The sequence below is a fragment of the Umezawaea beigongshangensis genome, assembly GCF_016464305.1.
In the GTDB taxonomy this organism is placed as follows: Bacteria; Actinomycetota; Actinomycetes; order Mycobacteriales; family Pseudonocardiaceae; genus Umezawaea_A; species Umezawaea_A beigongshangensis.
In genome coordinates this window covers 263,033-283,692 of the sequence record NZ_JAEIOJ010000002.1, presented here as the reverse complement: position 1 = coordinate 283,692, position 20,660 = coordinate 263,033, and the positions used below count along the sequence as shown (strand labels likewise).

Here is a 20,660-nt window from a genome sequence, read left to right as displayed (position 1 = left end):
GGCGATTCGCGGCACCGCTCCCGCACGACGCCGACCCGGCGCCGCTGGAGCTGGTGCGTCAGGACGTCGCGGCCCGGACCGGTGACGCCCGGCGCAGCCACCGCCGGCAGAACACCACCAGCAGCGGCAGGTGCGCCGCGTCGCCGCCATACCAGAGCAGCAGTCCGGCGATCTGCGCCTGGTCCGCGGACACCCCCGGCGGCGGCGTGGCGTACACGTGCTTGGCGAGCACGGCGTGCGCCGCCGTCGCCAGCACCAGGACCACGGCGCGCCGCGGGAACGACGGCAGGTGGGGGGCCGGGTCGACGCCGAGCACACCGGCGGTGAACAGGTACCCGGACAGCAGGAAGTGCAGGTGCACCGCCGTCGTCAGCGCCGCCGACCCCGCCACCACGTCGTGCAGCGCCGTCGTGTGCAGCAGCCACAGGCCGCCGACGGACAGCAGCGCCGCCGTCACCGGAGAGGTCGCGATCCGCGCCGCGGGAGTGCCGAGCACGCGGGTCACCCGGCGGGCGGACGGCGCGGGCAGCGCGCGCAGCAGCAGCGTGACCGGCGTGCCGAGCACCAGCAGCAGTGGAGCCACCACCCCGAGCAGCAGGTGCGCGACGACCTCCGCGCGCAGGTCGTGCGAACCGCCCACGACGTGCCCGGCCGCCGCGACCACGAGCCCGGCGGTGAACCACGCCGTCCGCCGCGCGGGCCAGTCGCGTCCCCGGGAACGCGTCACCCGCACCGCCCACGACCGGGCGGCGGCGAGGGCGAGCAGGACCAGCAGGACGCCCAGGTGGGCGAGGAGGCCGGGCTGCTCGCTCACGCGGAGCGCCCGCGCGGCCGGAGCGCCAGCACCACCCCGACGAGGACGAGCGCGACCGCCACGACCAGCCAGACCGTGTCGTACGGGGTGAGGTCCACGCCGTAGCGGATCTGGTGCAGCCCCAGCAGCTTGTGGTTCACGACGCCGTCGAAGAGCTGGAACGCCCCGCACCAGAGGAACCAGCCCGCCCACCAGGTGCGGGCGCGCAGCGACCCCGCCCCGCGCAGCCGGGCGAGCAGCAGCAGGCCGCCGACGGTGGCGAGCCAGCTCACGGCGTGCAGGAGCCCGTCGGACACCAGTCCGACGGCGGAGGTCGACCGGTCGTAGAAGTGGTGCCAGTGCAGGACCTGGTGGAACACCACCTCGTCGACGAAGGCCGCCGAGCCCAGCCCGACGAGACCGCCGGACACGAGGTTGAGACGCGCCGCGCCCCGGCGCGTCGCGCCGGAGGCCGGACCTTCGGAAGTGCTGGATGCTGACACACGTCCGGACTACCCGCCCACGGCCCGCACTACCGCGCCGATCGCCACGTGGTGGGGAGCGCGGAGGCCGGCCCCACCACGTGGCCGGTTCACGCGTCGGAACGGCCCGCACCTCGGCGACGCGCTTCGCCGCAGAGCCGCCGCACGCACCACCACCACCACCGTCGACGGGAAGGTGTCACCTCCCGCGCCGCTCCGACCCGCGGCCACCGCTGGCGGTCCCCCTCCGGGTGCGCTGACCGCTCGCCCGGCGGCGGAACGTGCTTGAGTGGATCTCACGAGCCGAGCACGAGCCGAGCACGAGGAGGAGCCGCGTGGAGTACGTGAAGCTGGGGTCCACGGGGATGGACGTCTCGCGGATCTGCCTGGGCTGCATGAGCTACGGCGTCCCGAGCCGGGGCACCCACGAGTGGAGCCTGGACGAGGAGGCGAGCAGGCCGTTCGTCCGGCGTGCGGTCGAGGCGGGCGTCAACTTCTTCGACACGGCCAACGCCTACTCCGACGGCACGAGCGAGGAGATCGTCGGCCGCCTGCTGGCCGAGTGCGCGAACCGCGACGAGATCGTCCTCGCCACGAAGGTGTTCAACCCGATGCGCCCCGGTCCCAACGGCGGCGGGCTCTCGCGCAAGGCGATCACGACCGAGATCGACCACAGCCTGCGCCGCCTCGGCACCGACTACGTCGACCTCTACCAGACCCACCGGTGGGACCCGGCGACGCCGATCGAGGAGACCGTCGAGGCGCTGCACGACGTCGTGAAGGCGGGCAAGGCCCGCTACGTGGGCGCGTCGTCCATGTTCGCCTGGCAGTTCGCCAAAGCCCTGCACGTGGCCGACGCGAACGGGTGGACGCGGTTCGTGTCGATGCAGAACCACTACAACCTGCTCTACCGCGAGGAGGAGCGGGAGATGCTGCCGCTGTGCCTGGACGAGGGCGTCGGCGTCATCCCGTGGAGCCCCCTGGCGCGCGGTCGCCTCACCCGCGAGTGGAACACCACGACCGCGCGCACCGAGACCGACGCGTTCGGCAGGACGCTGTACCTCGACGGCGACCGCGCGATCGTGGAGGCCGTCGGGACGATCGCCGAGCGGCGCGGCGTGCCCCGCGCGCAGGTGGCGCTCGCCTGGGTGTCGCGGCACCCGGCCGTGGACGCGCCGATCGTGGGCGCGACCAAGCCGCAGCACCTGGACGACGCCGTCGCCTCGCTGGACCTGGAACTCACCGACGAGGAGGTCGCGCTGCTGGAGGAGCCCTACACGCCGCGCGCGATCAGCGGTCACTCCTGAGCCGTCAGATCACCGGGCGGTTGCGGTAGCGGCCGACGAGTTCGCGCGCGGCGACCTGCATCCGCGCCGGCGGCAGTCCCCGCGCGATCTGCGTCAGGTCGTCGAGCACCATCTCGCCGATCTCGCGGAACGCCGCCGGGACGCCGCCCGCCCGGTGCGCGGACAGCACCAGGCCCTCCAGGTCGCGCGCCGGGTCGCCGGGCGCCACCGGCTCCTCCGGCCACACGTCGATCGCGGCGAGGAAGCGGCCGGCGGCCACCCGCTCCAGCAGCGCCGGGAAGTCCACGACGGGAGCGCGACTGACCAGTACGAGCCGCGCGCCCTCCGGCAGCAGGTCCAGCTCCGCCGGACCGAGCAGGTGACGGCTCTCGTCGGTGACCGTCGCCAGCACGAACACGAATCGGCTGCGTGACAGCACCTCCGCCAGCGACGCGGGGACCACGCCGTGCTCGCGCAGGGCGTTCGGCGGCAGCCACGGGTCGTGCACCCGCGTGGTCGTGGCGAACGGCGCGAGCAGCCGGTGCAGCGCCCGGCCGAGGTTGCCGAACCCGACGAGGCCCACGTCGGCGTGCCGGAGCAGCACGGCGTCGTGGTTGCCGTCGGCCACGTAGCGCTCGCGGCCCGCGCGGAACGCCCGGTCCTCGCGGCTGATCCCGCGCGCCAGGTCCAGCGCGAGTCCGAGGGAGTACTCCGCGACGGCCTGCGCGTAGGCCGGGCCGCAGCCCAGCACGTGCACGCCCCGGTCGAAGCACGCCGCGTAGTCGACGTTGGGGAAGAAGTTGCCCTCCACGTTGAGCAGGGCGCGCAGCCGCGGTGCCCGGTCGAGCCGGGCGCGGGGCAGGTCGGGCTGTCCCACGATCGCGAACGCGTCGGGCAGGACGGCGTCGAACGCCTCGTCGTCCTCGTCGCCGGACAGGTCGACCGGGGTGAAGCGCTCCGCCAGCTCGTCGAGCACGGCGGGGGAGAAGACGCGGTCCACGCGCTGCGGCGCGGGCTTCAGCACGACGACGGGCTTCGACTCGCTCACGGACGTCCCCCTGCCATCGGAAGCGGTGGTCCTCCCGATCGTGCCGGTTGACAGCACCTCCCGCATCCGAAATGCTCACAACATTCAGATGATGAAAGCATTTGGGGGGCGTGGTGGAGCACGACGTGATCGACCTGCTGGACGCCGACCTGGTGCGCGACCCGTTCGGCGTCTACGGCCGCCTGCGGGAGCGGTCGCCGCTGGCGCGCGGTGTCCTCCCCGGCGCGGGGCCGCTCTGGATCGTCACGCGCTACGAGGACGTGCGGCTCGTCCTGAACGACCGCCGGTTCGTCGGCGACGTGCGATCGGTGCCCGGAGCGGACGCGACCGACCTCCAGGAGCAGTTCCTGCTCGCCGCCGGGCTCGCGCCGGAGGACCTGGAGCACGTGCGTCCCACCATGTCCGACCTCGACGGCGCCGCCCACGCGGCCCTGCGCGGCGCCGTGTCGCGGGCGTTCACCGCGCGCCGGGTCTCCGCTCTGCGGCCACGGGTGGAACGGCTGGCCGCGGACCTGCTGGACGCGCTGCCCCGCGGCGAGGTGGTGGACCTGCTGGCCGAGTTCGCCCACCCGCTGCCCATCACGGTGATCTGCGAGCTGATCGGCGTTCCCGAGCGGGACCGGCCGCGGTGGCGCGAGTGGAGCGCCGCCCTCGCGCCGGGCGGCGGCCCGGCGATGGCGGCGGCCGTGCGCGCCATGGCGGGCAACGCCCGTGAGCTCGTCGAGCGCCGCCGCGCCGAACCCGCCGACGACCTCGTCACCGACCTGGTCCTCGCCGGTGACCAGCTCGGCGAGGCGCAGGTGATCAGCACCGTGTTCTCGCTCGTCGTCGCCGGGCACGAGACCACGGCGAACCTGATCGCCAACGGCACCGCCGCCCTGCTGACCCACCCCGACCAGCTCGCCCTGCTGCGCGCGGACCCCGGCCTGCTGCCCCGCGCGGTGCAGGAGCTGATGCGCTGGTGCGGTCCGGCGCTGGGCACGCGGATGCGGTACGCCACCGAGGACGTCGAGATCGGCGGCGGTGTCGTGCGCCGGGGAGAGGCCGTGATGCCGGTGCTGGGGGCGGCCAACCGCGACCCGCGCGTCTTCGCCGAGCCCGACCGGCTCGACGTCACGCGCGACGCGGCCCGCCCGCACGTCGGCTTCGGCCACGGGCCGCACCACTGCCTCGGCGCGGCGCTCGCGGCGCTGGAGGGGGAGGTCGCGTTCGGCGCGCTGCTGCGCGACCGTCCAGGACTCGCGCTGGCCGTCGCGCCCGAGGACCTGCGGCGCGGCGCGAACCCCGGCACCCGGCACCTGGCGGAGCTGCCCGTGCGGTGGTGAGACGACCGCGGTCCACTGTGGATCGACAGTGTCCGTGCGCCCCGCCCGGCGCAGCCCCTGTACGGTCGCAGGCGCACCGGAATCGACTGAGGCGGGGACCGATGACGACGTACGAACTGGGCGAGGTCGTCGCCGAGCGGCAGCTGGCGAGCGTCACCGTGGACGGCGCGCAGACGCCCGTGGTGATCAGGGTCGGCACGCCGCGCCCCGATCCGCGGAGCACCAGCGGCGCCTGGTGCTGTCCGCACCAGATCACGGGACTGGGCGACGAGGCCGTGCGGGCGTGCTACGGCGTGGACTCGGTGCAGGCGCTGCTGCTGAGCGCGTACGGGCTGCGGATGGAGCTGTCCGCTCGCGCGGCGGAGGCGGGAACCCTGCTGAACTGGCTCGGGATGTCCGACCTCGGGTTGAAGGTCGACCCCGGTCTGGAGTGGCTCCTCGAGGCCACCGACCCCGAACGCGGTGGCGCCGAGTCGTAGAGGCGGGTCCGGACCGGCTCGCGCTGGTGCGGGCCACCGGCGCCGGGACTCGAACGCCCCGCTCGGGGCCGTCCGCGCGGCTTCCCCGGCACGGTGCGCGACCGACACGTCCGCGCGCGGGAACCGCGTGCACGCCGGCGGCGCGCTCACCGGCGTCGGTTCTGTCCGCTTTCGAGTGACGCGTCACCACCGCGGCACGGAGGTCGTCGCCGTCCGCGCGTCGGAGCGGTGCGGTGCTCAGGTCGGGCTGGTCGTCCTGGGACGGGTCGTCAGGCCCAGGGCGGTGGACGCCAGGACCGTGCCCAGGAACAGGGGGGCGGGAGGGGCGGGGACCAGGAGGCCGAGCACGGGCAGGGTGATCACCACCAGGAGGCCCGTGGCGACGCCCGCCGGGAGGAAGTCCGCGGCTTCGCGCCAGGAGCGGCGTCGCGGCCCGGCGCGCAGGCGGGTCAGCGCGGTCGCGAGCCAGGACAGCACGGTCAGCACCAGGACGGCCAGCCCGGCCAGGGCGTGCGGCGACAGCGGGCTGCCCCGCAGCTCCACGAGACCCTCCTCCGCCGCCAGCACCCGTCCGTCCACACCGACGAGCTGGAACTCGGCGTCCACCAGGCCCGTGGCGTGCGCGCCGAGGACGTCGAGGTCCGCCGAGAACGACCGCGACACCTGCTCGCCCGGCTCGGCCGACACCGCCAGGCGCGTCTCGTGGGTGAACACCCCGACGCCGAGCACGTCACCGGTGAGCCGCAACGCGCTGGCGTGCACCGCCTCCGAGCCGCCGTTGCGCACCGACACGAACACCGCGGAGTCCTCGCGCGGCACGAACGCGGGGGCGTCCGGACCGAGGCGGGCACCGTCCACCTGGACCGACATCCGCACGTCGGTCGCGGTCGGGTCCGCGGAGGAGCACGACGTCAGCAGCAGTGCCAGGACGATCACCAGCGCGTCGGGCAGACGACGTCTCACGCTCACTCCTGAGATGCACCCGGTGCGGGAAGCGCATGTTATCTTCCGCGTCCGCTCGGGTCGCGCAGCCAGGGGGATCACGTGCCAGGGGCATCCAGGACGGTCGGCGGAGCGGTGCTCCTCGCCGCCGCGGTCGTGTCGACGCTGATCTCGTCGCCGCCCTCGGCCCTCGGACAGTCGGCGCGGGTGGCGGTCAACCCCGCGACGGGTCCGGTCGGCTCCCGGTTCGACGTCTCCTGGGACGGTTTCGACCGCTGCCGGGGCGGCGTCGTCGTGCTCTGGGACGACGACGCGATCGCCGCGTCGCACGACGCGCAGCGGGGCGTGCTCACCACGGCCGTGCCGCGGGGCGAGGTGCCGGGAGGGCACGAGGTGCGGGTGGTCTCTCGGTGCGGCGACGGCGCGTCCGCCCGCTTCGAGGTCACCGCCCCACCGACGCCGGTCACCACGCAGCCCTCGCCACAGCTGCCGCCACGGCTGACGACCGCCCCGCCACCACCGACGACGACACCGCCACCGGTCACGACCACGACCACGGCCACGGCCACGACGAGTTCGCCGACCACGACGAGCACGCCGGCCACGACGAGCACGACCGCGGCACGGGCTCCGGCCCCGTCGTCCCGCACGCCGTCCGCCGCGGCCCTGGTGCTCACCTCGACCGACGTCCAGCTGGGCGGGACGCTCGCCGTGCGGGGGAGCGGGTGCGCGCCGCTGGCCCCGGTCCGGCTCACCGTGCAGGACGGGCGGGTCGGCGAGACGACCGCGGACGACCGGGGCGCGTTCGACACCTCCGTGCGGCTCGCCGACGTCCCCTCGGGACAGCAGGTGCTGCGCGCGGAGTGCGGGATCGTGCTGAGCGCGGTGTTCGACGTGACGACGCCCAGCACGTCCGGCGGCCCGGTCGCGGGAACCGCGGTCCTGCTGCTGGTGGTGCTGGCGCTGTCGGCGCTCGTGGCGGCTCAGTTCGTCCGGCTCAGGAGGGGCGGCGCGGCGACCGGGGCACTTCCGGGCGGTGCCGAGCGGACGGTGCCGCGCGGCCCCGCCGGCCCCCGCCACCGCAGGCCGTAGGGGCCGGAGGTCCTGCGCGTCGTCAGGGCTTGCGGCCGACGGCCCCGACGATGCAGTAGGACACCTCGTCCAGCGGCTTCACCCGCGGACCGTCCGGCCACCAGTCGGCGCACAGCACCAGACCGGGCGACACGAGGTCGAGACCGGGGAGCATGCCCTCGATCTCGGTGCGGGTGCGGAAGACACCCGTGCCCATCGGGCTGTGCAGGAACATCTCCTCCATGCGGCGGGAGAGCCTGCTGTGCTGCTCGGTCTCCGGGTCGAAGAAGTGGGTCAGTCCCACGTAGGAACCGGAGGGCAGCGCCTCGACGTACTCGCGCATGATGTCGCTCGGCGGACGCTCGCCGTCGTAGTGGTGCAGCGTGCCCATCTGGAACAGCGCGATCGGCTCGGAGAAGTCCAGGTGCCTGCGCACCACGTCGTCGTTCAGGATCTCCGCCGGGTTGAAGATGTCCGCCGCGCTGAAGTGGGTCTGGTCGTTCTCCTCCAGCAGCGCGCGCCCGTGGGCCAGCACCACCGGGTCGTTGTCCACGTACACCACCCTGGCATCCGGTTGAATCCGCTGGGCCACCTGGTGGGTGTTCTCCGCGGTGGGAAGTCCGGAGCCGCAGTCGAGGTACTGGGTGATGCCGGTTTGGCTGGCCACGAACCTGGTGGCGCGGATCAGGAAGCCGCGGTTGTCGACGGCCAGCTGAGCCGCCTCGGGGGCGACGCTCTGCACGCGTCGCAGCACTTCGCGGTCGACCTCGTAGTTGTCCTTGCCGTTGAGAAAGGCGTCGTACACCCTGGCGATGCTGGCCTTCGTGGTGTCGATGTGCACTGGTGCGGCCGCGTCGGGGGAGTTGGTGCTACCGGGCATCATGGCCTCACAGAACGTCGATGATCGCGGAAGTTTGTGCATCACATCACGCGACGCTTAGCGTTAGCACGTGGGGGCGACGGGCCAACACCGGGCGCGTGGTCGATCACGAGTGGCTGTGGTGCACGATCAGTGATTGAGTCGAATCCGGACGCCCGGTGGCAACCGCCGATCGGGTAGAAGCGTGCCCCGACTGCCGGACGCACACCGTTGGACCCGCGGAAGGAGTGGCAGTGGCCTCGGTTGAACCACCGACCCCCGCCGACGATCACAGCGGCGGACCCACTGCTCTGCGCATCGTCCTCGGATCGCAGCTGCGCCGGCTGCGCGAGGCCGCCGACATCACGCGCGCCGACGCCGGCTACTCGATCCGCGGCTCCGAGTCCAAGATCAGCCGTCTGGAGCTGGGCCGGGTCGGGCTCAAGGAGCGCGACGTCGCCGATCTGCTCACCATGTACGGGGTGACCGACCCCGTCCAGCGGGAGCAGTTCCTCGGCATGGTCAAGCGCTCCAACGAACCGGGCTGGTGGCACCGCTTCACCGACCTCATGCCCGACTGGTTCCAGGACTTCGTGGGCCTGGAGGAGGCGGCCGAGCGCATCCTCACCTACGAGTTGCAGTTCGTGCCCGGTCTGCTCCAGACCGAGAGGTACGCGCGGGCGGTCGCGAGCCACGGCAGGCCGGACATGTCCTCTCCGGAGATCGAGCGGCGGATCACCCTGCGGATGCGGCGGCAGAAGATCCTGGCCAAGCCGACCGCGCCGCGGCTGTGGGCCGTCATCGACGAGTCCGTGCTGCACCGGCCCATCGGCGGACGCGAGGGCATGATCGAGCAGATCGACCACCTGCTGGAGATGACGAAGCTGCCGCACGTCGTGCTCCAGGTCGTGCCGTACGCGCTGAGCGGCTACGCGGCGGAGGGCCCGTTCACGCTGCTGCGCTTCGCCGAGGCGGAACTGCCCGACATCGTCTACATCGAGCACCTCTCCGGCGCGATGTACCTGGACAAGCGCGACGAGCTGGAGGTCTACAGCCGCGTGTTCGACCGCCTGATGGTCGACGCGGAGACCCCGGACCACACCCGCCGCTTCCTGACCGAGGTCAAGAACCGGTACTGACCACGAGTTCACCGTTCGAGCACCACGAGTCGACCGCCGGCGCACCGCGATCCCGCGCGTCCGTCCGAAGAGGACGTTCGGGAGCGGGCGTCCCGGCTGTCGCGCGCTCACGGCGGGCGCACCCCCGCCGCGGTGCCGTCGGGGAACGCGTGCCGGAACTTCCCGGTGACGTTGCGGGGAGATCCGCCACGAACGCGGCGCGGGACGGCCGCAGCTCGGCCCCGGCCGGTGCATCGTCCACTTCGGACTGACCGTCGTCGTGCCGCGGGGTCGCGCCGGTGAGGAAGTGCCGCACGCTCGCCGACTGCGGTGCGCCGCGCCCCCTGCGGCACGGCCCCGCTGCCCGGACCGGCGTTCGGGCCGTGCGTGTCGTCGGCGCGTTCCCCGTGTGGCCACTGGCCACAATGACGTCAGTGTAGGTCGAAACGAATTCACCTTGAGGTGCGTGGTTCTCTGGTGCTACGGTTCTTCACATAAGTAATGAACCAGGGGTGTGGCGATGTTCGACGATCGGAGCCCGATCTACCGGCAGATCGCCGAGCGGATCAAGGCCGACGTGCGCAGCGGGGTGCTGAAGGCGGACGAGCAGGTCATGTCCACCAACCAGTACGCCGCGTTCTACCGGATCAACCCGGCCACGGCTGCCAAGGCGTTCCAGCAGCTCGTGGACGAGGGCGTGCTCTACAAGAAACGGGGGATCGGGATGTTCGTGAGCGAGCAGGCCCGCGAGATGCTGCGGGCGCAGGGCAGGGAGACCTTCTTCAGCGAGTTCGTGGACCCGATGGTGGTCGAGGCGAGGTCCGTCGGTGTCCCGCTGGGCGACGTCGTGCGCCGGATCGAGCAGTTCGAGAACGGGGAGGTGTGATGGGGGCGCGGGTGGACGTCGAGGGTGTCTCCGTGCGCTACGGCGCCGTGACCGCGGTGGACGACCTGTCCTTCTCGCTGGCGGGGGACAAGATCTACGGGTTGCTGGGGCGCAACGGGTCGGGCAAGACGAGTCTGCTGTCCGTCGTGGGCGCGCACCGCAGGGCCAGTGCGGGCACGGTGCGGATCGACGGCGAGCCGGTGTTCGAGAACGGCCGCGCCACCCGCCGGGTGTGCCTGGTGCGGCACACCGGCGACGCGGTCGGCACGTCGGACCGGCTCGAGCACGCGCTGCTCCAGGCGGCGACCCTGCGCGAGAGCTGGGACCCGGACCGCGCGGTGGAGCTGATGGACCTGTTCGAACTGCCGCTCGACGCGAAGTTCGGCGAGCTGTCGCTGGGGAAGCGGTCGGCGTTCGGCGTCGTGCTGGGCCTCGCCAGCAGGGCTCCGCTGACGATGTTCGACGAGGCGCACCTGGGGATGGACGCGCCGTCGCGCTACAAGTTCTACGACGCGCTGCTGGCGGACTTCGCCGCCGCGCCGCGCACGGTGATCGTCTCGACGCACCTGATCGAGGAGCTGGCGGCGGTGCTGGAGGAGATCGTGATCATCGACTCGGGCCGTCTGGTGCTGCACGAGGAGGTCGACGCGCTGCGCTCGCGCGGCACGTCGGTCGTCGGCGAGGCGGAGGCGGTCGACCGGTTCGTCGCCGGGCTCACCGTGCTGGAGCAGCGGGAGCTGGGGCGCACGAAGGAGGCGGCCGTGTTCGGCGAGCTGGACGGCGCGCGGCGCGACCGCGCTCGTGCCGAGGGGCTCGACCTGCGCCCGATCGCCCTGCAGGACCTGTTCGTGCACTTGACCGAGCCCGCTGGAGGAGCGCGATGAAGTGGCCAGTCCTCAGGGTGCTGTGCCGCGCCCTCGTCTCGGTCCTGGTGGTGGTGTGGGCGGCGGCCCTGGTGTTCGTCGCCGTGCTCGTGCCGGTGGTGTCGATCTGGCGCGAGGTCACGATCAGCGGGTGGAACGTGGCCTCGGTGCAGGCGGGACGCTGGTTCCTGTTCGGCCTGGGCTACTACGCGGTCCACGACGTGCTGCCCGCGGTGATCGCCCACGGCCGCACCCGGCGGGAGTTCGCGGCGCAGGCGGCCGTGGTGACGCTCGTGGTGTCCGGTGCGGCCGCGCTGCTGGTCGCCGTGGGGTTCGGACTGGAGTTCCTGCTGTACCGGGCGATGGACTGGACGCAGCGGCTCGGTGAGCAGGGCACGTTCAGCTCGGCCACCGACTTCCCGGCGATCGTCTGGGCGCACTGGGCGGTGTTCGCGGTGTGGATGGTGGTGGGCGCGATGGTGGCCGCCGGGTTCGACCGGCTCGGAGGCGGTGGCCTGGTGGTGGTCCCGGTGGGCGTCGCCCTGATCCTTCCGCCCGGTCTGGCGGTGAACGGGTCGAACTCGCTGCCCTTCCTGCCGACGCTCGGTTCCTGGGGGAGCGTGCCGACCGCGGTGGTGCTGCTGCTGTGCGCGGTGAGCTGGGCGGTGGGGCTGGCGGTCACCTGGTCGCTGGTGCGCGACCTCCCGGTGCGCGCTCGCGCGGTCTGAGGCGACTGGGCGGGGCCGGCGTCCGGCCCCGCCCTCGTCGGCGGTGAGCTGAACGGGTGGCGAACGCGACGTGTCCCGCGGGTGCTCGCGTTGGGTAGCCTCTACGTCGGCCCCGAGCGACGGGTGCGCGCGGGAGGTGGCTGTGACAGAGGTGCGCGACGAGACCGGCACGGCGGTGACCGTGCGTCGACTGTCCCTGGTCGACGCTCCGGAGCAGCAGCGGGTGCGCCGCTGGGTGCGCGGTCAGCTGTCGGGCGAGGTGGACGTCCACACGCTGGTCGACGTGCTGCTCGTCGTGGAGGAGCTGGTGGCCAACGCGCTCCAGCACACGGCCGGCGCGCTGGAGCTGCGCGTCGTGCGGTCCGACGCGGGGGTGCACGTGGAGGTCGCCGACCGCGATCCCCGTCCGCCCCGGCAGACCGGCCCGTCCGGCGGGGCGTGGGGCGGGCGCGGCGTGCAGGTGCTGGAGGAGCTGACGACCGCCTGGGGCGTGCGCTCGGAGGCCGGGGGCAAGGTCGTGTGGGCGCTGCTGCCCGTGATGGGAGCGCCCTTCGCTCCGCGCTCCCGCTGAACGGCGACCGGCCCGTCTGGACGGTGGAAGAACTGTCGTTGAACACCGTTCGCGGGGGCCGCGGGAAGCCGGTCCCCGCTCCTAGGCTCGCCCCGTGCCGCCGCTCATCGTCGAAGAGGACCCGGGGTCCGGTGACCACCTGCTGCTGCGGCTGGCGGGCGAGGTCGACCGGCACACCGTGGACGCGTTGCGCGACCACCTGGAGCGGGCGGTGGAACGCGCGCAGCGGATCGTCGTGCACCTCGGCGGAGTCGGGCACGTGTCGGCCAGCGGCGTGGCGACGCTCGCCTGGTACGCGCAGCTGCTGCGCGGCCGGGGCGGGTCGCTCGTCCTGACCGGGGTGAGCCGCGTCGTGCGGGACGAGATCCAGATCTTCGCGGGGGACGACCTGCTGGTGCCGCCGTCGCGTTCCGACGGCGACTGATCGCCGCGTTCGTCCCGAGCTGGCGGAATCGGGAGGAATGCGCTTCTCGTGGGCAGGTCGATCAGTTCGGCGGCTCGTCTTCGCGGCGGTCGGGCGACGATCGCCGTCGACCGCGGACGATTCCCGGCCACGTCCCCGTCGATCCGCGCGACCGTTGTCCGTGCGCGTGCGCGTCGTCCCGCCGGTGTGGTGAGCACCCCGCCGCCGGGGCGGGCGACGAGGAGTGCGGAGCACTCTCGCGGCCGTTGCGAGCGGCGGTGAGCGCGATGATCACATCGCTCTTCCGGAGAACGGCGGGGGAGAACCGGGAAGTGCGGCGGCGACCGTGGGATCAGTCCAGCGCGCCGTGCCGGACCTCGCCACCCACGAGCGTCGCCACCACCCCGATGCCGTCCAGCTCGGCGGCGGGCGTCCTGGCCGGGTCGGCGTCGAGCACCACCAGGTCCGCGAGCTTGCCCCGCTCCACGCTGCCCGACACCGCTTCGCGGCGGCACGCCCGCGCCGCGCCGAGGGTCGCCGCGTGCAGCGCCTCGGCCACCGTCATCGCCTCGCCCGCCCCCACCGCGCGACCGCTGGCCGAGCGGCGCTCCACCATGAACCGCAGCGCGCGCAGCGGTGCGCCCGCCGCCACCGGGCGGTCCGAGCTGGACGCCACCGGCACCCCCGCGTCCAGGAACGCCCGGCCCCGGTAGAGCCACTCCGCGCGGCGCGGCCCGAACAGCTCCGAGTAGTCGTCGCCGTTGTCCAGCAGGAACTCCGGCTGGATCACCGCCGTCAGCCCCAGTTCCGCCAGTCGCGCGAGCTGGTCGGGACGCACCAGCCCGCAGTGCTCGACGCGGTGCCGCGGGTCCGGGCGCGGAGCCGCGGCCAGCGCCTCGGCGACGGAGTCCAGGGCGAGGTCGAGCGCGCGGTCGCCGATGGCGTGCACGGCGAGCTGCCAGCCCGCGCGGTGCCCGTCGACGATCGTGCGACGCAGCACGTCCGGGTCGTCCTGCAACTGGCCCGACCCCGCGCCACCGAGGTAGGGCTCGGTCACCGCGGCGGTGCGGGCCATCATGCCGCCGTCGAGCCACAGCTTCATCGCGCCGACGCTCAGCACGTCGTCGCCGAACCCCGTGCGCAGTCCCAGGTCCAGGCCGCGGGCGATGCCGTCGCCGGGGTGCGCGCCCAGGTCGTGCAGCGCGTCGGCGGCGATCATGAGCTGGACGCGCACCGGGAGCCCGCCCCGGTCGCGCGCCTCCTGGTAGGCGGCGATCTCCACCGGCGGGTAGCCGATCAGACCCGCGCCGATCCCCGCCTCGGCGCACGTGGTGACGCCCTGCGACAGGCACACCCGCCCGGCCCGCTCGATCGCGTCGACGAGTTCGCCCAGCGGGTGCGGGAAGCGCGCACGGCGCACGGCGAGCTGCGCCCGCTCCAGCAGCAGCCCCGTCGGTCGACCGGTCTCGTCGCGGTCCACGTCCTCGCCCAGCGCGGTCAGCTCACCGGCCGGGAGCAGGTCGAGCACGGCGGTGCTCACCACGCACGCGTGTCCCGACGCGTGCTGGAGCACCAGCTTGCGCCCGGCGGCGACGGCGTCCAGCTCGCGGCGGTCGAGGTGGCCGCCGACGACGCGCTGGTCGTACCCGGCGACCTCCACCCAGTCGTGCGGCGCCGCCGCCGTCGCCGCCCGTCCCAGCGCCGCCAGCGCCTCGCCCCGGTCGTGCGTCCCGGTCAGGTCGAGCACCCCGATGCTCTTGCCCGCCCACGCCAGGTGGGTGTGCGCGTCGACGAACCCCGGCACGACGGTCGCCCCGTCCAGCCGCACGGTCCGGCGCGCGGAGAGGCCCTCCAGCTCCTCGTCCACGCCGACGACCAGGCCGTTCCACACCCCGATCCGGCGGGCCAGCGGCCGGGCGGAGTCCACCGTCAGCACGGTCGCGTCCTCGATCAGCAGATCCAGCACCAGCGTCCCCCTCGTCGTCGCCCCGCTCCCCGTCACGATCGCCGTCGCGCGCGCCGCGCGCCAGCCCCGTTCAGGTCACGAGGTCGGCGACGGTCGCCAGCAGGGCGCCGAACTGCACGCCCACGGGGATCGGCCGCGCCGCCGCCTCGGCCTCCACCTCGGCCGCCCACCCGGTGAACGCCTCGTCCAGCCGGGCGTGCCCGGCGCGGATCGCGGGTGTGCCGTTGCCGACGGCGATCTCACCGGCCAGCGCCGACAGCAGCATCCCGCCGAAGCGCACCCGCACCGGGTGGGCGGTCGCCGTGGGGGCGAACCGCTCGGCGACCACGGCGGGCCGGCCGTTCCGCGCGGACCAGGTCCGCCTCGGCGGCCGAGAGCAGGTGCGGGGAGCGCACCGACAGGTCGGTCCGGACGGACTCCAGCACCTCCGACAGCAGACGTGCCGCCTCGCCGGTGGACCTGCCGCGCTCGGCCAGCAGCCGCGCGCAGGACACGCCTCAGCCGCATCAGGGCGACGGTCTGCGGCACCCGTCTTGTACGTTCGGGGGACGCGGTGAGGCGACTCGCCGCCCCTCCCCGGAAGGACCGGTCCGTCCATGCGCCTGGCGCGCCCTGCTCTGATCGCCGTGACGCTGGTGCTGCTGTTCGGCCTGCCCTGGTGGACGCTCGTCGCCGCCGCGGACTGGCCACGCCCGGTCGCCGTGGCGGGCACCGTCGTGTTCGCCTGCGCGTTCCTCGCCTTCCCCGTCCTGATGATCACCGGGCACGGCGGGCGCGCGACCGATCGGGCGGCGAACGTCGCCGACGCCCTGCTCGGCGGGATCTGGGTGCTGTTCAGCTGGTCCGTGCTCGGGGTCGTGCTCCGGCTGGTCCTGCTGGCCGCCGGGGTGGACGATCCGCTGCGGTCGCGGGCCGTCGCGCTCGCCGTGCTGGCGGTCGCCGTCGTGCTCGTCGCCGTCGGCCACGCCGAGGCGATGCGCCTGCCGCGCACCAGGGCCGTCGACGTCGTGCTGCCCCGGCTCGGACCGGGCCTGGACGGGCTGCGCGTCGTGGTCCTCGCCGACACCCACTTCGGGCCGATCGACCGCACCCGCTGGTCGCGGCGCGTGGTCGACGCGGTGAACGCGCTGGAGGCCGACGTGGTGTGCCACGCCGGGGACCTCGCAGACGGGAGCGTCGAGCGCAGGCGCGGCCAGGTGGACCCGCTGGGCGACGTGCGCGCCGCCGAGGCGCGGCTCTACATCACCGGCAACCACGAGTACTACTCCGACGCCCCCGGCTGGCTCGCGCACATGGCCTCTCTGGGCTGGGACACCCTGCACAACCGGCACCGCGTGGTCGAGCGGGGAGGCGACCGGCTGGTCCTGGCCGGGGTCGACGACCCCACCGGGACCTCGTCCGGCCTGGCGGGGCACGGCACGGACCTGACCGCCGCGCTCGCGGGGACGGACCCGGACGTGCCGGTCCTGCTGCTGGCCCACCAGCCGAGGCAGGTGGCGCTCGCCGCAGCGGCCGGGGTGGACCTCCAGATCTCCGGTCACACCCACGGCGGGCAGATCTGGCCGTTCCACCTGCTCGTGCGGCTGGAGCAGCCCTCGGTGTCGGGCCTGAGCCGCCACGGGGAGCGCACCCAGCTCTACACCAGCCGGGGAACCGGGTTCTGGGGTCCGCCGCTGCGCGTCTTCGCCCCCAGCGAGATCACCGTGCTGACCCTGCGCTCCGGCCGCGCCTGACCACCCGCGAGTCGCCCGTCCGGGCCCGCCTCGGCGCGGCGCTCCACGGGGCCACGCCCAGCCGTCCGGTCGTGCCGAGGTCGACCGGCCCGTCCGACGGCACGACCTGGCGGGGCTCGCCGTCGGCGGGCGCGAGGTCCAGGAACTCGCCCGTGGTGGGCTCGATCGTCGGATCGGTGTTGGTGTTGCGCCAGAGCAGTCCCGAGACGGCCCGCTCACCGGGCTGCAGCACCACGGGCCGGGGCGGGACGTCGAAGGAGTCGACCGTCGAGATGCCCGACGACCCCGGAGTGATCGTCACCTCCAGCGGCGCGCGGCCGGCGTCCAGGAGGCGGACGGAGGGATGGCCCCGCACCGTGTACGGCCGGGTGCCGCAGTTGATCATCTCCAGGCGCATCACCCGCACCCCCGACGCGGCCTCGGTGGACGGCGCGGAGAGCAGCACGCCGGAGGGACACGGGTCGGCGGCGGTGCTGGTGGGGGTGACCGGTGGGGGCGCTTGCGGCGTGCAGGCGCCGAGCACCGCACAGGCCGCCAGCACCACCGCGCCGGTGCGGCTGATCGTCGAGTCCACGGCGCGATCGTCGCACGCGTGCTCGACGTGGTGGCGGTGAGGGAGGACGCCGCGATCAGCGCGCGCGGTGGCGGACCAGGCCGGGGAGGGCGAGCCCGATCAGTCCCGCCGCCACGACGGTGGCCACGCCCCCGCTCACCGCGCTGAGGCCGGGCGAGGTCAGCGACGCCACCGCACCCGCGCGGAAGTTCCCCAGCTGCGGGAACCCCGCGCCGACGACGTGCTCGGCCGCGGCGATCCTGCCCCGGTGGCGGTCGGGGGTGGCGAGCTGCACGAGCGTCGTGCGGAACACCACGGACACGGCGTCCGCCGCACCCGCGACGGCCAGCAGCAACAGGGCGAGCGCGAGGTCGTGCGCGAGACCGAACCCGGCGACGCCGACGCCCCACAGCGCACCCGCGACCAGCATCGCCCGGCCCTGGCGCGACACCCGTCCCACCGGACCGGACAGCGCGGCGGCGATCACCCCGCCGACGGCGGGCGCGGCGGTGAGCAGACCGAGGGTCTGCTCGGACCCGCCGAAGCGCTCGGCGTTGAGAGCGGGGAACAGCGCCACGGGCATCCCCAGGAGCATCGCGCTGGTGTCGGCGAGGAACGCGCCGGCCAGCACCGGCGTGCGGCGGACCAGCCGCAGCGCCTCGCCGACCGCGCGTGGTCCGGGACGGACGGCCCCGCCCTCGGGAGGCATCGGCGGCAGGCGCACGATCCCGTGCAGGGCGGCGGCGAAGCTGAGCACGTCGACCAGGTAGCACGCCAGCAGTCCCCACGTCGCGGCCACCACACCGGCCAGCGCGGGGCCGACGACCGTGCTGGCGTGCCAGGCGAGGAGCGTGAGCGCCGTCCCGGCCGGGAGCTGGTCGGCCCGCAGCAGCCGCGGCAGGAAGGTCCGCCGCGCTGGCGCGTTGACCGAGCTGATCAGCGACTGGGCCACCACCAGGCAGTACAGCGGCCACACCCGGTCCAGTCCCGCGAACGCCTGCACCGCGAACGCACCCGACACGACGGCGGCCAGGCCGCTGCAGAGCAGGACCAGGGAGCGCCGGTCGAAGGCGTCGGCGATCGAACCGCCGAGCAGGCCGAACAGCACCGCCGGGAGCGCCATCGCGAGACCCACCCCGCCGACGGCGAGCGAGGAGCGCGTGAGGGTGTAGACCTGGAGGGCCACCGCGAAGGCGGTCATCTGGGAGCCGAGCGCGGACAGGGCGGTGCCCACCCACAGCCGCCGGAAGTGCGGCGATTCGCGCAGCGGGCGGACGTCCAGCAGCAGTCGTGCGGGAGACACGGGTTCCTCGGAGGGCGCGGGGAGGGGGAGCCGTCTCCCGCCCGGACGCCCGCCCGTTCGTCGAAGATCGGCGGCGGACCACGCTACTCGCCGCGCCGTGCGAGCACGACCGGTTTCCGCCGCGCTCGCGACCGGACGATCAGCGTCCGGCGCGGTGGTGGGGCGGCAGGACCCGGCCACGATCGTGGGTGACGTCGCTCCGTGGCCCGCGCCGTCCGGTCCACCGTGATCGTGCGCACGTTCTCCGACATCGTCGCTCACCCGACCGGGGATGAGTTTCCCCCGGCAGGATCACAATCCTGCGGCCACGAATCCCGGTAGGTGAGAAGCAATGTGCGGATTGTAGCCGTGCCGTTTCCGCGGGGCGAGCGCCCCGCGCGGCCCCGGCAGATCGCGACACGGAGACTCGAACGGAACTGTGATTGACAGCGCTGCTTTCGCGAATGGTTTACTGTGGCCTCGTCACCGCTTCGGCACCGGCAATCATTCGACCCCTCGTGAGGTTTCTCCATGGCGCAGCAAGTCATCGTCCAGCTCGTCGACGACCTGGACGGCAGTGCAGGTGGCAGCATCGAAACGGTAACGTTCGCTCTCGACGGCGTGACCTACGAAATCGACCTGGGCGAGCAGAACAGCGCTCGGCTGCGTGATTCGCTGGCCGAGTTCGTCGCCCACGCCCGTCGCACGGGTGGCCGGGCGAAGAAGGGTGGCCGTCCGGCGGCATCCGGCCGGGCGGCGGGGGAAGGTCGCTCGAAGGAGCAGACCAGGGCAATCCGCGAGTGGGCGAAGGCCAACGGCCACGAACTCTCCGACCGCGGACGCATTCCGGCGAGCGTCATCGAGGCGTTCGAGGCAGCGCACTGACGGACGTGGCGCGGTCTCGTCGCGCCACGCGCCAGCGGGGGAGACGAGACCGCGTCAGCCACCGATGGCGGTGAGCAGTTCCCGGCACGCCCGTTCGCACCGGCGGCACGCCTCCGCGCAGATCCGGCAGTGCTCGTGCACCTCCGCGTGCTGCGCGCACTCCTGCGCGCACGCGCCGCACGCCGTGGCGCACGCTTCGAGCACCATCCGGGAGACCTCGGCGTCGTAGGCGGTCTGCCGCGACAGCACGCTCGCCGTCGCCGCGCACACGTCGGCGCAGTCCAGGTCGGTGCGGACGCACGTGACCAGATCGGCGACCCCGTCCTCGCCCAGACAGGCGTCCGCGCAGGCCGTGCAGACCTGAGCGCACTCCACGCAGGCCGCGATGCACTCGGCCAGCACCGCCTCGTCCACGTCGGTCCTGGTCGGCGCGGCGCGCAGCATCTCCACGGCTCGGGTCACGGGTGCTCCTGAGATCGGCGTGCTCCGGGTTCCCCGGACGGGCGCACCCCGGATACCCGGCGCATCCGCCGCGAACCGCCCGCGCCGATCGCCCGGTCGGGGACCGGGTTGCCGATCCCGCGGGAAGCCGGTCGTCGTGCCCGCCCCGACGTCGCCCGTCGCCGGTTCCGCGGTGCGCACGGCACGACCGCACACCGGGGTACGCTCCGACACCGGCACGACGGCGATGCGGGGGAGACGTGCTCACGGAGGTCTACGACCGGTTGCGCTCGGAGATCGTCGCGGGGACGTTCGACGCCGGAGCGCCGCTGGTCGAGGTCGTGCTGGCCGAGCGCTACGGCGTGAGCCGCACCCCCGTCCGGGAGGCGCTGCGCCGCCTGGAGCAGGACGGCCTGGTCGAGCGCGGCGACCGCGGGATGCGGGTGCGCACCCGCAGCCCCGAGGAGATCCTGGAGATCTACGAGGTCCGCATCGCGCTGGAGGCCACCGCCGCCAGCGCCGCCGCCGAGCGGCACACCGAGCTGGACCTGGTGCGGCTGCGCGCGGCCACCGAGGCGATGGCCGCGACGCCGGTCTGCGATCCGCGGGCCATGGCCGAGGCCAACCGCGCGGTGCACGAGGCCGTGTGGGCCGCCGGCCACAACGGCACGGTGGTCGACCTGCTCAGCCGGTTGAACAACCACCTCACCCGCTACCCGGCCACGACGCTGGCGGTGGCGGGGCGCTGGGAGGAGGCGCAGCGCGAGCACGACGAGATCGTGGCCGCCATCCGCGACCGCGACGGCGAGCGGGCGGCAGCTCTCGCCCGCGCGCACATGACCAGGGCCCGTGACCTGCGGTTGCAGATCTACCGGAGCGAGCTCGCGGACCGCCCGCGCTGATCCGTGCCCGGCACGAGATCCGCCGAGCTCACCCGGTGCACGTG

At 74.0% G+C, this 20,660-nt stretch carries 23 protein-coding genes; 13 read left to right on the top strand and 10 right to left on the bottom strand.

The window, feature by feature from the left end; translation table 11 throughout:
• Positions 1-58: 58 nt before the first annotated feature.
• A complete protein-coding gene (locus tag IMZ35_RS05885; RefSeq protein ID WP_199439891.1) occupies positions 59-814 on the bottom strand; it encodes a cytochrome c oxidase assembly protein in 756 nt (251 codons plus the stop codon).
• Positions 811-1,296, bottom strand: a complete 486-nt coding sequence (locus IMZ35_RS05880; protein WP_307867791.1) for a DUF2243 domain-containing protein — start codon at positions 1,294-1,296, stop codon at positions 811-813. Before IMZ35_RS05880 ends, IMZ35_RS05885 begins: the two co-directional genes overlap by 4 nt.
• A gap of 314 nt (positions 1,297-1,610) precedes the next feature.
• On the opposite strand from IMZ35_RS05880, the gene IMZ35_RS05875 reads away from it, so the two are divergent.
• Complete coding sequence (locus tag IMZ35_RS05875) at positions 1,611-2,582, top strand: aldo/keto reductase (RefSeq protein ID WP_199439890.1); 972 nt, start codon at positions 1,611-1,613, stop codon at positions 2,580-2,582.
• Between the two features lie 4 nt (positions 2,583-2,586).
• Here the strand turns inward: IMZ35_RS05875 and IMZ35_RS05870 are convergent, their stop codons facing one another.
• Entirely contained in the window at positions 2,587-3,609 is a 1,023-nt protein-coding gene (locus IMZ35_RS05870) for an NAD(P)-dependent oxidoreductase (RefSeq protein ID WP_199439889.1), read from the bottom strand.
• 125 nt (positions 3,610-3,734) lie between these two features.
• On the opposite strand from IMZ35_RS05870, the gene IMZ35_RS05865 reads away from it, so the two are divergent.
• Positions 3,735-4,934 carry a cytochrome P450 family protein gene (locus IMZ35_RS05865; RefSeq protein ID WP_307867790.1) on the top strand — a complete coding sequence of 400 codons (1,200 nt, stop codon included), beginning with the start codon at positions 3,735-3,737 and terminating at the stop codon, positions 4,932-4,934.
• 101 nt (positions 4,935-5,035) lie between these two features.
• Positions 5,036-5,413, top strand: a complete 378-nt coding sequence (locus IMZ35_RS05860) for a DUF6968 family protein (RefSeq protein ID WP_199439888.1) — start codon at positions 5,036-5,038, stop codon at positions 5,411-5,413.
• Between the two features lie 237 nt (positions 5,414-5,650).
• Here the strand turns inward: IMZ35_RS05860 and IMZ35_RS05855 are convergent, their stop codons facing one another.
• Positions 5,651-6,376 carry a hypothetical protein gene (locus IMZ35_RS05855; RefSeq protein ID WP_199439887.1) on the bottom strand — a complete coding sequence of 242 codons (726 nt, stop codon included), beginning with the start codon at positions 6,374-6,376 and terminating at the stop codon, positions 5,651-5,653.
• 81 nt (positions 6,377-6,457) lie between these two features.
• Between IMZ35_RS05855 and IMZ35_RS05850 the strand changes: the two genes are divergently transcribed.
• Positions 6,458-7,447, top strand: coding sequence for a hypothetical protein (locus tag IMZ35_RS05850; protein WP_199439886.1), 990 nt, complete (start codon positions 6,458-6,460; stop codon positions 7,445-7,447).
• Positions 7,448-7,469: 22 nt separating this feature from the next.
• Here the strand turns inward: IMZ35_RS05850 and IMZ35_RS05845 are convergent, their stop codons facing one another.
• Complete coding sequence (locus IMZ35_RS05845; protein WP_199440309.1) at positions 7,470-8,306, bottom strand: SAM-dependent methyltransferase; 837 nt, start codon at positions 8,304-8,306, stop codon at positions 7,470-7,472.
• A 233-nt stretch (positions 8,307-8,539) separates the two neighbouring features.
• Here IMZ35_RS05845 and IMZ35_RS05840 point away from each other — a divergent pair, with 233 nt between their 5' ends.
• The 6 genes from IMZ35_RS05840 (at position 8,540) to IMZ35_RS05815 (ending at position 12,875) form a co-directional block, all read left to right on the top strand.
• The gene (locus IMZ35_RS05840) at positions 8,540-9,424 is read left to right on the top strand and encodes a Sco1979 family transcriptional regulator (protein WP_199439885.1); all 885 of its coding nucleotides are present in this window, start codon (positions 8,540-8,542) and stop codon (positions 9,422-9,424) included.
• Positions 9,425-9,923: 499 nt separating this feature from the next.
• Positions 9,924-10,289, top strand: coding sequence for a GntR family transcriptional regulator (locus IMZ35_RS05835; RefSeq protein WP_199439884.1), 366 nt, complete (start codon positions 9,924-9,926; stop codon positions 10,287-10,289).
• Positions 10,289-11,173 carry an ATP-binding cassette domain-containing protein gene (locus IMZ35_RS05830; protein WP_199439883.1) on the top strand — a complete coding sequence of 295 codons (885 nt, stop codon included), beginning with the start codon at positions 10,289-10,291 and terminating at the stop codon, positions 11,171-11,173. The genes IMZ35_RS05835 and IMZ35_RS05830 overlap by 1 nt, the downstream gene beginning before the upstream one ends.
• Complete coding sequence (locus tag IMZ35_RS05825; protein WP_199439882.1) at positions 11,170-11,880, top strand: hypothetical protein; 711 nt, start codon at positions 11,170-11,172, stop codon at positions 11,878-11,880. The genes IMZ35_RS05830 and IMZ35_RS05825 overlap by 4 nt, the downstream gene beginning before the upstream one ends.
• Before the next feature lie 142 nt (positions 11,881-12,022).
• Positions 12,023-12,451 carry an ATP-binding protein gene (locus IMZ35_RS05820; protein ID WP_199439881.1) on the top strand — a complete coding sequence of 143 codons (429 nt, stop codon included), beginning with the start codon at positions 12,023-12,025 and terminating at the stop codon, positions 12,449-12,451.
• A 94-nt stretch (positions 12,452-12,545) separates the two neighbouring features.
• On the top strand, positions 12,546-12,875 hold the full coding sequence (locus IMZ35_RS05815) for an STAS domain-containing protein (RefSeq protein ID WP_199439880.1): 330 nt from the start codon (positions 12,546-12,548) through the stop codon (positions 12,873-12,875).
• A 331-nt stretch (positions 12,876-13,206) separates the two neighbouring features.
• On the opposite strand, the gene IMZ35_RS05810 is transcribed toward IMZ35_RS05815, so the two are convergent.
• Both IMZ35_RS05810 and IMZ35_RS05805 read right to left on the bottom strand, forming a co-directional pair.
• On the bottom strand, positions 13,207-14,820 hold the full coding sequence (locus IMZ35_RS05810; RefSeq protein WP_307867789.1) for an amidohydrolase: 1,614 nt from the start codon (positions 14,818-14,820) through the stop codon (positions 13,207-13,209).
• 70 nt (positions 14,821-14,890) lie between these two features.
• Positions 14,891-15,148 carry a hypothetical protein gene (locus tag IMZ35_RS05805; RefSeq protein WP_199439879.1) on the bottom strand — a complete coding sequence of 86 codons (258 nt, stop codon included), beginning with the start codon at positions 15,146-15,148 and terminating at the stop codon, positions 14,891-14,893.
• A 268-nt stretch (positions 15,149-15,416) separates the two neighbouring features.
• On the opposite strand from IMZ35_RS05805, the gene IMZ35_RS05800 reads away from it, so the two are divergent.
• On the top strand, positions 15,417-16,553 hold the full coding sequence (locus IMZ35_RS05800) for a metallophosphoesterase (RefSeq protein ID WP_199439878.1): 1,137 nt from the start codon (positions 15,417-15,419) through the stop codon (positions 16,551-16,553).
• Here IMZ35_RS05800 and IMZ35_RS05795 read toward each other — a convergent pair.
• On the bottom strand, positions 16,519-17,127 hold the full coding sequence (locus tag IMZ35_RS05795; protein ID WP_199439877.1) for a DUF4232 domain-containing protein: 609 nt from the start codon (positions 17,125-17,127) through the stop codon (positions 16,519-16,521). The genes IMZ35_RS05800 and IMZ35_RS05795 overlap by 35 nt on opposite strands.
• A 55-nt stretch (positions 17,128-17,182) precedes the next feature.
• Positions 17,183-18,409, bottom strand: coding sequence for an MFS transporter (locus tag IMZ35_RS05790; RefSeq protein WP_199439876.1), 1,227 nt, complete (start codon positions 18,407-18,409; stop codon positions 17,183-17,185).
• A 510-nt stretch (positions 18,410-18,919) separates the two neighbouring features.
• Between IMZ35_RS05790 and IMZ35_RS05785 the strand changes: the two genes are divergently transcribed.
• Positions 18,920-19,273 (top strand): histone-like nucleoid-structuring protein Lsr2, encoded by a 354-nt coding sequence (locus IMZ35_RS05785; RefSeq protein ID WP_199439875.1) that lies wholly within the window; start codon positions 18,920-18,922, stop codon positions 19,271-19,273.
• Positions 19,274-19,327: 54 nt separating this feature from the next.
• On the opposite strand, the gene IMZ35_RS05780 is transcribed toward IMZ35_RS05785, so the two are convergent.
• Complete coding sequence (locus IMZ35_RS05780) at positions 19,328-19,735, bottom strand: four-helix bundle copper-binding protein (RefSeq protein ID WP_307867788.1); 408 nt, start codon at positions 19,733-19,735, stop codon at positions 19,328-19,330.
• A gap of 239 nt (positions 19,736-19,974) precedes the next feature.
• On the opposite strand from IMZ35_RS05780, the gene IMZ35_RS05775 reads away from it, so the two are divergent.
• Positions 19,975-20,616, top strand: a complete 642-nt coding sequence (locus IMZ35_RS05775) for a GntR family transcriptional regulator (protein ID WP_199439874.1) — start codon at positions 19,975-19,977, stop codon at positions 20,614-20,616.
• The last annotated feature ends 44 nt before the right edge of the window (positions 20,617-20,660 follow it).